Consider the following 14,678-nt stretch of genomic DNA (forward strand, 5'->3'; position numbering starts at 1 on the left):
ACCCACCACACCAAACGGCACCAACCCCAAACCCCCATCCAACACATAAACCCGCGTATTCCACACCGGACCACCCACCACCACAGAACCACCGGGCACCACGGGAGCGGAGGTCGACCAGATGGTGGTCTCCGTCGGGCCGTACATGTTCCGTACGGACAGGGCCCGTTCCGTGAGGCGCTCCGCGAGGGCGCCGTCCAGGGCCTCGCCGCCGACCAGGACGCGCAGCCCGTCGACGGCGTCCGGGGCCGCGTCGAGCAGGGTCCGCCACAGGCTCGGCGTCGCCTGCATCACCGTGGCGCCGTCGGCGCGCAGCCGGCGGGCCAGCTCCGCGGGGTCACGGACCACGTCGTGCCCCGCGACCACCACGGTGGCGCCCGAGACCAGCGGCAGGAAGACCTCCAGGAGGCTGATGTCGAAGCCGAACGTCGTCACGGCGAGCCAGCGGTCGTGCGGCGTGAGCGGCACCAACTCCCCCATGGAGGCGAGGAAGTTGCAGAGCGCGGCGTGCGGGATCGCGACGCCCTTGGGACGCCCGGTGGAGCCCGAGGTGTAGAGGATGTACGCGATGTTCCCGGGCAGGGCCCGCGCCGCGGCCGTCCACTCGGGGGCCGGCCGCGCGTCCTCGATCAGGGCCGTGGGGACGGCAGGACCGGCGGGCAGCTTCGCCGCCGTCTCCCGCGTCGCGAGCACCAGGACAGGGGCGGCGCCCTCAAGGACGTGCCGCACACGGTCCGCGGGGAAGTCCACGTCCACCGGCAGGAACGCCGCACCGGTCTTGGCCACCGCCAGCATCGCCACGACCGCGTCCACGGACCGCGGCACGGCGAGCGCCACCACTGCCTCCGGCCCCGCGCCCCGCTCGGCGAGCAGGCGCGCCACGGCGTTCGCCCGTTCCTCCAACTCGGCGTACGTGAGCAGGACCTGACCGTCCGTCACGGCAGGTGCCGTCGGGGTCCTGCGCGCCTGGTCCTCGACGAGGCGGTGCACCGGGGCGTCCGGCACCGGGTGGGCGGTGTCGTTGCGGGTGACCAGGAGGTCGTGCCGCTCGGCCGGGTCGAGGACGTCGAGCGCGCCCAGCCGCACGCCGGGGTCGTCCGTCACCGCGACGAGCACCCGTTCGAGGCGCCGCACCAGCGAGTCGACCGTGGAGGCGTCGAAGAGCTCGGCGGAGTACTCGGCGACGCCGTCGAGCCCGCCGGGCGCCCCGTCGGCGTCCCGCAGTTCGCCGAGGGCGAGGGAGAGGTCGAAGCGCGCCCACAGCGTCTCGCCGGACACGGCCTCGACCGCGAGGCCCGGCAGCGTCAGCCGCGCGCCATCGCCGCTCTGCACGGTCAGGGACACCTGGAAGAGGGGGTGACGGGCGAGGGAGCGGGGCGGGTTCAGCTCCTCCACCAGCCGCTCGAAGGGCAGCTCCTGATGGTCGTACGCGGCGAGGTCGGTCTCCCTGACGCGGGCGAGGAGTTCACGGAAGGTCGGATCGCCCGAGGTGTCGGTGCGCAGCACCAGGGTGTTGAGGAAGAAGCCGACCAGGTCGTCCAGGGCCTCGTCGGACCGGCCGGCGATGGGGGTGCCGATCGGGATGTCGTCACCGGCGCCGGTCTTGCCGAGCACGGCCGCGAACGCCGCCTGGACGACCATGAACAGGCTGGTGCCGGTGGCGCGGGCCAGTCCGAGGAGCCGCCGGTGCAGGGCGGCGTCGCAGGAGAAGCGGATCCGCTCTCCCCGCTGCGGGCCCGTGGCGGGGCGCGGCCGGTCGGCGGGGAGCGCGAGCTCCTCGGGGAGGTCCGCCAGCTGCCGTGTCCAGTAGGCGAGTTGACGGTTCAACTCGCTGTTCTGGTCGCTCTCGTCCCCGAGGATGTCGCGCTGCCAGAGGGTGTAGTCGGCGTACTGGACCGGCAGCGGCTCCCAGCGCGGGGCCTCGCCGTCCCGGCGTGCCGCGTAGGCGGCGGCCAGGTCCGCGCCGAGCGGGCGCATCGACATCGCGTCGCCCGCGATGTGGTGCAGGACCAGGACGAGCACGTGGTCGCGCGCGCCCAGTTCGAGGAGCGTCGCGCGCAGCGGTGGGTGCGCCGTCAGGTCGAAGCCCTCGCCGGCGGCCTGCGCGACGGCTTCGGCGAGTTCGGCCTCGGTCACCGTGACGGTGCGCGACAGCGTGCCGGTCACGGAGGCGGGGTCGAGGACGCGCTGGCCCGGTTCGCCGTCCCGCTCGGGGAAGACGGTGCGCAGGCTCTCGTGGCGGGCCACCACATCCGCGAGCGCCGCCTCCAGGGCCGCCCGGTCGAGGGGGCCGCGCAGCCACAGCGTGATCGGCAGGTTGTAGAGCGGGCTGTCCGGGTCGAGGCGGTTGATGAACCACTGGCGGCGCTGGGCGTACGACAGCGGGAGCGGGTCGGGGCGGTCGGCGGGGGCGAGCGCCGGGCGCGGCCCTGAGCCGGAGCCGCGCACCACCTCGGCGAGGCCCGCGGGGGTGGGCGTCTCGAAGAGGGTGCGGATGCCGAGCTGCACGGAGAAGGCCTTGCGGATCCGGCTCAGGAGGCGGATCGCGAGGAGCGAGTGGCCGCCGAGCGCGAAGAAGTCGTCGTCGGTGCCGACCTCGTCGGTGTCGAGCACCTCCGCGAACAGGCCGCGCAGGATGTCCTCGTGCGGGGTGCGCTGTCCCTGGGCCCGCGCCGCGGCGCCGTGGCGCGGTGCGGGCAGGGCGGCCCGGTCCAGTTTGCGGTTGGCGGTCAGCGGCAGCTCGGCGAGGATCACGATCGCCGCGGGAACCATGTACTCCGGCAGGCGTCCGGCGACGAAACGGCGCAGCGCGGCCGGGTCGGGCGCCTCGTGCCCGGCCTCCTCCGTCCCTGCGGGCACGCAGTAGGCCACCAGACGCCTGTCCCCGGGGCGGTCCTCGCGGACCGTCACCACGGCCCGGCCGACCGTGGGGTGCGCCGCGAGCGCGGCCTCGATCTCGCCCGGTTCGACGCGGAACCCGCGGATCTTGACCTGGCCGTCCGCCCGGCCGGCGAACTCCAGGTTGCCGTCGGCGCGCCAGCGCGCCAGGTCTCCGGTGCGGTACACGCGCTCGCCCGGGGCGCCGAAGGGGTCGGCGACGAAGCGCTCGGCGGTCAGCGCGGGCCGCCCCAGGTAGCCGCGCGCGAGCTGCGGTCCCGCGAGGTACAGCTGTCCCACGGTTCCCGCGGGCACGGGCTGCAGCGCGTCGTCGAGGACCAGGACCCGGCAGGTGCCCCGCGGTCGGCCGATGGGGACGTCGCCGTCGGGCAGGGCGGCGCCGGGCGCCACCGTGAACTCGGTGCAGTTGACGGTGGACTCGGTGGGGCCGTAGGCGTTGACGACGGTGACCCCGGGGTGGCGGCGGCGCCACTCCGCGAGGTCACGGCCGGTCAGCGCCTCGCCGCCGACGACGAGTTCCGCCGAGGGAGAGAAGCCGTCGTCGAGGGCGGACAGCAGCGGGAGATGGCTCGGCGTGATCTTCATGAAGGTGGCGAAGCCGGGCTCGGGCTCGGCCTCGGGCCCGGGACCGGACGCGCCGAAGAGATCGACGACGCGCACGCGGCCGCCGGACACCAGGGGGGTGTAGAGCGCCGTGACCGTCAGGTCGAAGGAGACGGGCGAGTGCACCGCCGTCACACCGCGCGTGCCCGGATGGCGGGCGGCGGCCCAGTCGAGGTACGCGCACAGGGAGCGGTGCTCGATCACCACGCCCTTGGGGCGGCCCGTGGTTCCCGAGGTGTAGATGACGTAGGCCGGGTGGCGCGGGGTGAGCGGCGCCGTCCGGTCGCTGTCGTCCGGGTCGTGGGCCGGGTGCGCGGCCAGCGCGGCCCGGGTCCCCGGCGCGTCGAGGCGGATCGCGTCGGCCGGGAGCGCCGCGGCGACATCGCCGCGGGTGACCACCTGGACGGGCCGGGCGTCGGCCAGCATGGCGGCGACGCGCTCGGCGGGCAGGTCCGGTTCCACAGGGAGGTAGCCGGCACCGGACTTGAGCACCGCGAGCAGGGTGACGACCAGGTCGGCGCCGCGCGGCAGCACGACCGCCACCAGCCGCTCGGGGCCCGCACCCTGGTCGATCAGGAGCCGGGCCAGCCTGTTGGCCCGGTCGTTCAGCTCCGCGTACGAGAGTTCGGTGGCACCGTCCGTGACCGCGGGCGCGTCCGGTGTCCGCCGCACCTGCCGCTCGAAGAGGGCGGGCAGCGGCGCGGAGGGGGCGGCGTCGGGGTGGTGACCGCCCTCCCCCGTGCCCCACTCGGCGAGGAGCCGGGTGCGCTCGTCGGCGTCGAGCAGGTCGAGGGCGCTCAGGGGGCGTCCCGGCCGGGTCACGGCGGAGCGCAGCAGCCGCTCCAGACGCTCCATGAGGGTTTCCACGGTGGCGTGGTCGAACAGGTCCGCGTTGTACTGCGCGATGCCTTCGATGCCGGCGGGGCTGCCGTCGGCGCCGCGCCGCTCACGGAGGTTGAACAGCAGGTCGAGCTTGACCGCGGCGCCGGGCAACGGCTCGGGCGCCACGTCGAGGCCGGGCAGCGCCAGGCGCGCCTCAGGGGCGTTGTCCAGGGTGAGCGACACCTGGAAGAGCGGGTTGCGGCCCGGGACGCGGGCGGGGTTGAGGACCTCCACGAGCCGTTCGAGCGGCAGGTCCTGGTGGGCGTAGGCGGCCAGGTCGACGGCGCGGACCCGGTCCATCAACTCCCGGAAGGTCGGGTCGCCGCTGGTGTCCGTCCGCAGGACGAGGGTGTTGAGGAACAGGCCGACGAGGCCCTCGGTCGCCTCGTCGGTGCGCCCGGCGATCGGGGCGCCGATCGGGATGTCGTCCCCCGCGCCGAGACGGGACAGGAGTGCGGCCAGCCCGGCCTGGAGCGTCATGAAGACGGTCGCGCCGCGGGCCCGTGCCAGGGCGGCCATGCGGCCGTGGAGGTCCGCGTCGAGCGTGAAGCGCACGGTGCGGCCCGGTGTCCCCTCGCCCGTGCGCCGGGGCCGGTCGAAGGGCAGGTCCAGGCTGTCCGGCAGGTCCCGCAGGGTCTCGGTCCAGTGGGCGAGCTGGCGGCTGATCCGGCTGTCCGCGTCGTCCTCGGTGCCCAGGTGGCGGTGGTGCCAGAGCGTGTAGTCGGCGTACTGGACGGGCAGGGGGCGCCACGTGGGGGCGTGCCCCTCGCACCGCGCGGTGTAGGCGGTGCCGAGGTCCCCGGCGAGCGGCGCCGACGACCAGCCGTCGCTGACGATGTGGTGCGTGACCAGGACCAGGACGTGCTCGTGCGGCGCGAGGGCGATGAGGCGGGCGCGCAGGGGGAGTTCGGCGGCCAGGTCGAAGCCCCGGCCGATACACGCGGACATCTCGCGGGCGAGGCCGGACTCGTCCGTCTCGACCACGTCGAGCGTGGGGACGGCGTCGGCGGCGTCGAGGACCACCTGGTGCGGCTCGCCGCCGGTCTCCCGGAAGAGCGTCCGCAGGGCCTCGTGCCGGCCCACCACGTCGGCGAGCGCGGCATGCAGCGCGCCCCGGTCCAGCTCCCCGCGCAGCCGCACGGCCACCGGGATGTTGTACGCGGACGCCTGGCCGCCGAGCCGGTCGAGGAACCACATGCGGCGCTGCGCCGACGACAGCGGCACGACGTCGGGCCGCGGCATCGGCCGCACGGGCTGGGCGGGCCGCTCGTCGGCGTGCGCGAGGCGCTCGGCGAGCGCGGCCACGGTCGGCGCCTCGAAGAGCGCGCGGACCGGCAGTTCGGTGCCGAGCGTCGCCCGGACCCTGCTCACCAGGCGGGTCGCGGTCAGCGAGTGCCCGCCCAGGTCGAAGAAGCCCTCGTCGACGCCGACCCGCGCCACGCCGAGGACCTCGGCGAACAGACCGCACAGCACTTCCTCGCGCGGGTCGCGCGGGCCGCGGGCGTCACGGCTGCCGGTCAGCTCCGGCGCGGGCAGGGCCTTGCGGTCCACCTTGCCCGTGGCGAGCTGCGGGAGGGCGTCCAGGGCCATGACGGCGGCCGGAACCATGTGGGCGGGCAGCGCGTCGGCCGCGGCCCTGCGCAGCGCGTCGGGGTCGAGCACGGCGCCGGGGCGGGGCACGGCGTAGCCGACGAGGCGGCGGTCGCCCGGGGGCACCTCGTGGACGGCGACCGCGACCTGGGCCAGATCGCCCAGTTCCCGCAGCGTCTCCTCGACCTCGCCCAGTTCGACGCGGAAGCCGCGGATCTTGACCTGGTCGTCGGCGCGTCCGAGGTACTCCACCACGCCGTCGGCGCGCTGGCGCACCAGGTCCCCGGTCCGGTACATGCGCTCGCCGGGGCCGCCGTGCGGGTCCGCGACGAACCGCCCGGCGGTCTGCGCCGCGCGGCCCAGATATCCGCGGGCGAGGCCGGCCCCGGCGATGTACAGCTCACCGGCGGTGCCCGGCGGCACCGGCCGGAGTCCGCCGTCGAGGACGTACACCCGGGTGTTGCCGATGGGGCGTCCGATGACGGGCCGTTCGTCGTCCTGGAGCGAGGCGACGAGGGAGTCGACGGTCGTCTCGGTGGGCCCGTAGAAGTTCCTGCCCACGACGCCCGCGGCCCGCAGGTCGTGCCACAGGCCCTCGCCGACCTGCTCGCCGCCGACCATGACGCCCCGTACGCCGGACTCCAGGAGGCCCTGGGAGAGCAGGAGTTGGGCGTAGGTGGGGGTGACGTCGACGACGTCGGCACGGTGTTCGGCGACGTAGGCGCACAGGGCCTGCGCGTCGCGCCGCACGTCGTCGGGGACCAGGTGCAGCTCGTGTCCCGCGATCATCCACAGCAGGGGCGGCCACAGCGCGTCGGAGGAGAGTCCGGCGGTGTGGGCGACCCGCAGCCGGACCCGTCCCACGTCGGCCGCGGCGGGCGCGAAGACGTGTTCCCGGTGGCTGAGGAAGAGGTTGACGAGGGCGCCGCGCGGCACGACGACGCCCTTGGGCGCGCCGGTGGAGCCCGAGGTGTAGTGCACGTAGGCGGCGTGGTCCGGCCCCACGGGACGGGCGAGGTCCGCCGGTCCGGGGTCCGTGGCCGCGCACCGGGCCAGGGCGTCCGCCGTGTCCGGGGCGTCGAGGAGAGTGACGGGGATGTCGGTGGCGGGCAGGTGCCGCAGCGGTTCCGCCTCGGTGAGCAGCAGGGCGGGGCGGGCGTCGGCGAGGAGTCCCGCGACGCGGTCGGCCGGGTCGTCGAGGTCCACCGGCAGGTACGCGGCACCCGCCTTGAGCACGGCGAGCAGGGCGACGACGGCGCCTGTGGAGCGGGGCAGGGCGAGGGCGACGACGTCCTCGGCGCCGATGCCGAGGCCGGTCAGGTGCCGGGCGAGCCGGTTGGCGCGGGCGTTGAGCGCGGCGTAGTCGGTGCTCTCGCCGTCGTGCACGACGGCCGTGGCCGTGGGGGTCCGCGCGGCCTGGCGCCGGAAGATGTCGAGCAGGCCCTCGCCGGGCAGCGGGAAGGCGGTCTCGTTCAACTCCGCGACCAGGACGCGGCGTTCGTCGTCGCTGAGCACGTCGACACGGCCCGATGGCAGGTCGGGGGTGTGGGCGAGCGCTTCGAGCAGCAGGGTCAGGCGCCGCAGGAGAGCCTCCGCCGCGGCGCGCGGGTAGACGTCCGGGCGGTGTTCCAGGCGCAGTTCGAGGCGGTCGCCGGAGCGGGCGGCGATCAGCCCGAGGGTGTAGTGCGTGGCGTCGTGCCCGTCGGCGGAGACCAGCCGCACTCCGGCCACGGAGCGCTCCAGCGACTCGCGTTCCACCAGGAAGTTCTCGGTCACCACGGTGGTGTCGAAGAGGTCGCCGAGGCCGGCCGTCCGCTGGATGTCGCCGAGCCCGATGTGCTGGTGCTCCATCAGCAGGGCCTGTTCGCGCTGCACCCGGGTGAGGAGGTCGGCGAAGGTCTCGGCCGGCCGCAGCCCGATCCGGACGGGCACGGTGTTGATGAACAGGCCCACCATGCCCTGTACGCCGGGGATCTCCGGCGGCCGGAGGGAGACCGTGGCCCCGAACACCACGTCGTCGCGCCCGGTGAGCCGGCCGAGCAGCAGCGCCCAGGCGGCCTGGACCACGGTGTTCAGGGTCACCCCGTGGTCGGCCGCCCGGCGTTGGAGGGCCGTGCCGAGCCGGTCGGGCAGCTCCACGGTGAGCTGCTCGGGCGGCACCGGGGGCGCCGTCTCGCCCCGGGGGGCGAGGAGCGTCGGCTCCTGGAGCCCGTCCAGGGCCGCGCGCCAGGCGCGCGACCCGCTCTCGGCGTCCTGCTCCGCCAGCCAGCCGAGGAAGGTACGGAAAGGGGTGACGGCCGGCAGCCGCGCGGTGTCGCCCCTGTGCTCGTACAGCGCCATGAGGTCACGCAGCAGCAGTGGTCCCGACCAGCCGTCCATCAGGATGTGGTGGTTGGTGACGACAAGACGGTGCAGCTGTGGACCCTCGTGGACGAGCACGAAGCGGATCAGTGGCGGCCGGTCGAGGTCGAAGCGGGTGGCGCGCTCCTGTTCGCGCAGTGCGTCGAGCGCGGCCGCGCGCCGGTCGGCGGGAAGGTGGGTCATGTCCGCCTCGCGCCACGGCAGTTCGGCGTCGGCACGGATGTACTGGACCGTCTTGCCGGAGGCGGTGACGCGGAACCCCGCCCGGAGGTTGGGGTGGCGGCGCAGCAGCGCGCGGGCCGCGTCGCGCAGCCGCCCGGCGTCCAGGGGGCCTGCCAGGCCCACGGCGAGCTGGACGGTGTACACGTCCGCCCGCTCGTCGTCGTACAGGGAGTGGAAGAGCAGGCCTTCCTGCAGGGAGGTCAGGGGCAGTACGTCATCGAGTGCGGGCCGGGCGTCGCCGGCACGTGTCTTTCGGGTCACTTGTCGTCCTCCAGGCAGCGTCGCACTCGGCGTACGTCGTGGTCGGGCGCGCGCGCCCGTGGTCCGGCCGGGGCCGGGATCAGAGGTAGGTGTTCGCGGGGTTGAAGCGGTCGCCGAAGAGGCGGACGCAGCGGTGCCCGCTGATGTCCAGGTTCGAGCCGTCGAAGGTGTCGCCCGTGACGCGCTGCGGGTACACCCAGGTGTCGCCGAGGGTGTAGCGGGCGTTGACGGCCAGGCGCATCTTGGCGCCGGGCAGCGAGGCACGGGAGCGGTGCATGCAGCGCTCGCTGAAGACGACGTACTCGCCGGCCTTCATCGGCATGGTCTGGGTGTCGCCGGGCTTCAGCTCGAAGGGCTCGGTGACGACGGCCTGCAGCTGGTCGACGTGCGCGGTGAGCATGTCGAACAGCTCGTCGAGCGAGTGCTGTCGAGGGTCGACGTTCGCGTAGACCCTGCGGGTGTCGATGTCGAGGACGAGGCTGTTGTCGGCGGCGCGGGCCAGCAGCTCCTCCTTGCTCGTGATCCGGTTGCGCGGGTCGACGAAGGCGCCGGATTCCGTGAGCTTGACCATGCGCTTGGGGTAGGCGCTGCGCTGCGAGCCCTTGACGTACTCCATCACGCCGTCGTCCTCGGAGACGTCGGTGAGCGCGAGCCAGAGCGTCCAGTCCCACTCGCCCGGCGAGCCGAAGGGGAAGAGGGCCGGGCGGTGGCCGCCGACCTCCTCGCCGTCGAAGTACCCGTACTCCTGGTGCCAGTCGATCGCCCCGTCCCCGGGGTACTTCTCGAAGAGCTTGGTGCGCCACAGGATCATCGACTCGGCGCCGGTGGCCGCCTGCAGGTTGGCGAGGAGCTCCGGCGCGGTGAGCAGCTCGCGCACCTTGTCGTTGACCAGGTGCCAGTCGCGTACCGAGTACCTGTCGTAGAGGGGATGCACGGGCGGGTGGTCGAGCATGTCCTGGTAGAACGCGGCGATTTCGCCGATCGTGTCCAGGTCGGCGAAGCGCGGGAACGGGCCCACGAAGCCGTCGCGGGCCAGCGCCTCGCGGGGTGCGAGGACGGGTGAGGTCGGTGCGGACACGTACAGTCCCTTCGTCGTGGTCGAGCGGGTCGACCGGTCAGGTCTTCAGGGAGCGCGGAGCCGGGAGCGGGGCGGAGCGCCGCTCACAGCTCCGCTTCCAACGCGTCGATCTCGTCCTGGGTGAGGTCCACCAAGGTCAGATCGGAGGGGGTGTGGCCGCCTGCCGCGGGGTCCGCCGCGTGTCGGACCAGGGATGCGAGGGCGGCGAACCAGAGGTCGGCGAGGGCCTTGACGCGTCCCTCGTCGAGGAGGCCTTCGGGCCAGGTGAGCGTCGCCCGCAGGCGCGGTCCTGACGCGGTGTCATGGGTGATCGCGCTGATCTCCAGCGCGTGGGCGCAGGGCATGTCCGGGTCGGCGGGGGCGATCCTGACGTCCTCGGGCGCGCCGCCCCAGCGCTCGGCGCCGGCGTCGACGCGTACCCGGCCCAGGTAGTTGAAGCCGATCTGCGGCGTCGCCGCCCCGGCGAGCGCGTCCGCCGACTCCGGGTCGAGATACCGCAGTTGGCCGTGGCCGAGGCCGTTGCGGGGCACCGCGCGCAGCTGCTCCTTGACGGCGCGCAGCCCCTCCCCCGCGGCGACCGCGTCGCCCTCGCGCCAGACGACTCCGGGGTCGACCGCGACGGGGTGCAGGGTGGTGAACCAGCCGACGGTGCGGCTCAGGTCCGCTTCCCCGTCCGCCTCGTCACGGCCGTGGCCCTCCAGGTCGACGAGGGCCGCGGTGTGCCGGGCCCGCCCCTGCGCCTGCGCGGCGGATCCGCCGTCGGCCCGCCACCGGCCGAGCGCCAGCGCGAAGCCGCTCAGCAGGACCTCGTCCACGGCGGCGCGCAGCACCTCGGGGACCGTCGTGAGCAGCGGCGCCGTGTCCTCGGCGGGCAGTTCGGCGGTGACCCGGCGGGTGCTCCCGACGGTGTCCTTGACGGGGTCGAACGGCCGGTCGCCGAGCGGCGGATCGACGGTGGCGCCCACGGCCTTCCAGAAGGGCGTCTCGCTCCGCACCCGCGGGGTGAGCGCCTGTGCGGTGAGCCGGTGCGACCAGCCGCGGAAGGACGTGCCCACGGGCGCGAGCCCGGCCGCGGGGCCCTCGGCGCGGTCGTGCCAGACCGACATCAGGTCCGGGGCGAGCACACGCCACGACACTCCGTCGACGACCAGGTGGTGGGCGATCCACAGCAGCCGGCCCTCGCGGCCTGGGCCCGCGTCGAACCAGACCAGGCGCGTCATCGCGCCGCTGTCCGGGTCGAGTTCGCGCCGTGCCGCCTCGCCGTGTTCGGCGATGACTCGTGCCCGGTCGGCTTCTTCGCCGGCGGGGGGCAGCGCGACGCGGCGTACGCAGTCCTCGGCACGCACCGCTCCGGCGGGCCGGGCCTGAAGCGTCCACCGCCCGTCGTCCGAGCGGGTCAGGACCGCGCGCAGCATGTCGTGCCGGTCCAGGACCGCCTGGACGGCGCGGATCAGGTCCGCGCGCTCCGGGGCGGGCGGCACGCGCAGGAGCAGCGACTGGTTGAACCCGGCGTACGGGCCGCCGCGTTCGCGCAGCCACGCCATGATCGGCGTTTCGGGGAGCGTGCCGACGCCGTCGTCCCGCGGCGTCGGCTCGGCACCGGCGTCCCGCGCGGCGGCCGCCAGGGCGGCCACGGTCTGGTACTGGAAGACGTCGCGCGGCGTGATGACGAGTCCCGCCTGGCGGGCCCGTGCCACCAGCTGGATCGAGACGATGCTGTCGCCGCCGACCGCGAAGAAGTTGTCGTCGGCGCCGACCTCGGTCAGCCCGAGCAGTTCCGCGACGAGGCCGCACAGGACGCGCTCACGCTCGTCGGCCGGTGCCCGCCCCGCGCCGGCCTTGAACTCCGGTGCGGGCAGGGCGGACTTGTCGAGCTTTCCGTTGCGGCTGAGCGGCAGGGCGTCCAGGCGGACGAAGGCGGCGGGGACCATGTAGTCGGGGAGGGCGGCGGTGACCTGCCGGTCGAGCGCGGCCTCGTCGAAGGCGTCGGGCTCGGCCACGGCGTACGCGACCAGGCGCCTGTCCCCCGGTCGCGCCTCGTGGGCGACGACCACGGCCTGGGAGACGCCGGGGCAGGCGGCGACGGCCGACTCGACCTCGCCCGGCTCGATGCGGAAACCGCGGATCTTGACCTGGGTGTCGGTCCGGCCCGCGAACTCCAGGACGCCGTCGCCGCGCCACCAGACGCGGTCGCCGGTGCGGTACATGCGGCTGCCCGGCGGGCCGAACGGGTCGGCGACGAAGCGTTCGGCGGTGAGTCCGGGCTGCGCCGCGTAGCCGCGGGCCAGTCCGGTGCCCGCGATGTGGAGCTCGCCGGTGACCCCGGGCGGCACCGGCCGCAGCCGGTCGTCGAGCACGTAGACACGGGTGTTGTCGAGGGGCCGCCCGATCGGCACGGAGCCGCGCGCCACGTCCTCGGCCGTCAGGGCGTGGTGCACGGCGCACTGCGTGCACTCGGTGGGGCCGTAGGTGTTGGTCAGCCGGGCCGTTGCGGCGTGTGCGAGGACCTTGCGCACGGCGGTCGCCGAGACGGCGTCGCCGCCCACGTAGATGTCGCGCAGCCCCGCGAAGCACTCCGGGCGGTTCTCCGCGAGGAGCCGGAAGAGACCCTCGCCGAAGAGGCCGGCCGTCACCCGGTGTTCGGTCATCGTGCGGGCGAGCCCCTCGATGTCCGTGGCCTCGCCGTCGAAGGCGACGATCCGCGCGCCGCGCAGCAGCGGCCCCCACAGTTCGTACGTCGAGGCGTCGAAGGAGACGGGCAGGTGCATCAGCACGCGGTCGTCGGCGCCGTGCCCCCACCAGCGGTAGTGGACCATGTCGACGACGCTGCGGTGGGAGACGGCGACGCCCTTGGGCACGCCCGTGGAGCCCGACGTGTGGATGACGTAGGCGAGTTGGTCGGGGTGGACGGGGTGGACGGGGGCGGCGGGGCCGGGCCCGCGGGCCGGGGCCGTCGCCGGTTCGTCGGCCCGCACGATCGCGGCCGGACCGTCCGGGACGTCCGCGAGGGTCGTGCGGTCCGCGACGACGGCCACGACGCGGGCGCTGTCCAGGATGTGCCGCAGCCTGGCCCGCGGGCTGCGGCGGTCCAGCGGGACGTACACCCCGCCGGCCTTGGCCACGGCGAGGACCGCGACGACGTGCTCGGCCCGGCTGCCGAGCAGCAGCGCCACCCGGTCCTCCGTGCCCACGCCGTGGGCCGCGAGTGCGGCGCCGAGGCGGTCGGAGCGCTCGTCCAGCTCCTGGTACGTGAGTGTGGTCGCGCCGTCCTCGAAGGCGACGGCCCGCGGGGTGCGGGACGCCTGGTCGCGGAAGAGGTCGGGCAGGGAGCCGTCGGGGAAGGCGTGCGCGGTGGCGTTGCGGGCCACCAGCAGCTCGTGCTCCTCCTCGTCGGACAGGACCGGGAGTGCGCCGACGGTGAGTTCGGGGTCGTGGGCCGCGGCGGTGAGCAGCCGCTGGAAGCGGGCCGCGACGCCGGCCGCCGTGGACGGGTCGAACAGGTCGGCGGCGTACCGTATCTGGCCCTGGATCCCCTGGGCCGCGCCGTCGTCCCCGTACCGCTCCCGCAGGCTGAACGACATGTCGAACCTGGCGACGGAGGCCTCCGCCCCCTCGACCCGGGCCCGCAGTCCGGGCAGGTCGATGTCGGGCTCCCCCGTGTTGTGCAGGATCAGCATGATCTGGAAGAGGGGGTGGCGGGCCAGTGAGCGTGCCGGGTTGAGTTCTTCGACGAGCCGGTCGAAGGGGACGTCCTGGTGGGCGTAGGCGGCGAGGTCCGACTCCCGTACGCGGGCCAGGAGTTCACCGAAGGTCGGATCGCCCGAGGTGTCGGTGCGCAGCACCAGGGTGTTGACGAAGAAGCCGACGAGCTCGTCGAGCGCGCTGTCGGTGCGGCCCGCGGTCGGGGCGCCGAGCGGGATGTCGGTACCGGCGCCCATGCGGGTCAGCAGCGCGGCGAGGGCCGCCTGGAGCACCATGAAGACGCTGACTCCGCTCGCCCTGGCCAGTGCGACGACGGCGGCGTGCTCCGTGGGGCCCAGGGCGAGCGGGACGCTGGCGCCCCGGTGGGTGGCCATCTCGGGACGCGGCCGGTCGGTGCGGTACTCCAGGCCTTCGGGAAGGTCGGCCAACGCCTGGCGCCAGTAGTCGAGTTGGCGGTTGAGTTCGCTGTCGGGGTCGCTCTCGTCGCCGAGCAGTTCGCGCTGCCAGAGGGTGTAGTCGGCGTACTGGACCGGCAGGGGCTGCCACTGCGGGGCCTCGCCCGCCCGGCGCGCCGCGTAGGCGGTGGACAGGTCGCGCAGCATGGGGGTGTGCGACCAGCCGTCGCCGGTGATGTGGTGCATGACCAGGACCAGTGCGGCGGTGTCCGTGCCGGTGGTCAGGAGCCTGGCGCGCAGCGGCGGCCGGGCGGCCAGGTCGAAGCCGTGCGAGACGGTCTCCTCGACGGCTGTCCGCAGCGCCTGGGGGGCGACGTCCGACTCCTCCAGTTCCGGGGCCCCTTCGACCGGGTCGAGGATCAACTGCTGGGGCACGCCGTCCACTTCGGGGTAGACGGTGCGCAGGCTCTCGTGACGGGTGACGAGGTCGGCGAGGGCCGCGCGCAGGGCGGGGCGGTCGATCTCGCCCGTGAGACGCAGGACGAGCGGAATGTTGTAGGTGGCGCTGGGGCCTTCGAGCCGGTCGATGAACCACAGGCGTCGTTGGGCGTACGACAACGGCACCACACCCGGCCGCTCCCGCACCACCACACCCCCACGCCCACCCACCACACCCGACTCCACCC

General features: G+C 74.6%; 3 protein-coding genes. All 3 read right to left on the reverse strand.

The genetic code is table 11. The features are described 5' to 3' along the window. A partial coding sequence (locus ACZ4D5_RS43350; protein WP_467778060.1) for a non-ribosomal peptide synthetase occupies positions 1-8,817 on the reverse strand: 8,817 nt, incomplete at its 3' end. Positions 8,818-8,896: 79 nt separating this feature from the next. Further along, positions 8,897-9,895 carry a phytanoyl-CoA dioxygenase family protein gene (locus ACZ4D5_RS43355; RefSeq protein ID WP_467778061.1) on the reverse strand — a complete coding sequence of 333 codons (999 nt, stop codon included), beginning with the start codon at positions 9,893-9,895 and terminating at the stop codon, positions 8,897-8,899. Positions 9,896-9,978: 83 nt separating this feature from the next. Beyond that, positions 9,979-14,664 carry an amino acid adenylation domain-containing protein gene (locus ACZ4D5_RS43360; protein ID WP_467778062.1) on the reverse strand — a complete coding sequence of 1,562 codons (4,686 nt, stop codon included), beginning with the start codon at positions 14,662-14,664 and terminating at the stop codon, positions 9,979-9,981. Between the last annotated feature and the right edge of the window lie 14 nt (positions 14,665-14,678).

The organism is Streptomyces sp. NPDC025651 (assembly GCF_055558735.1).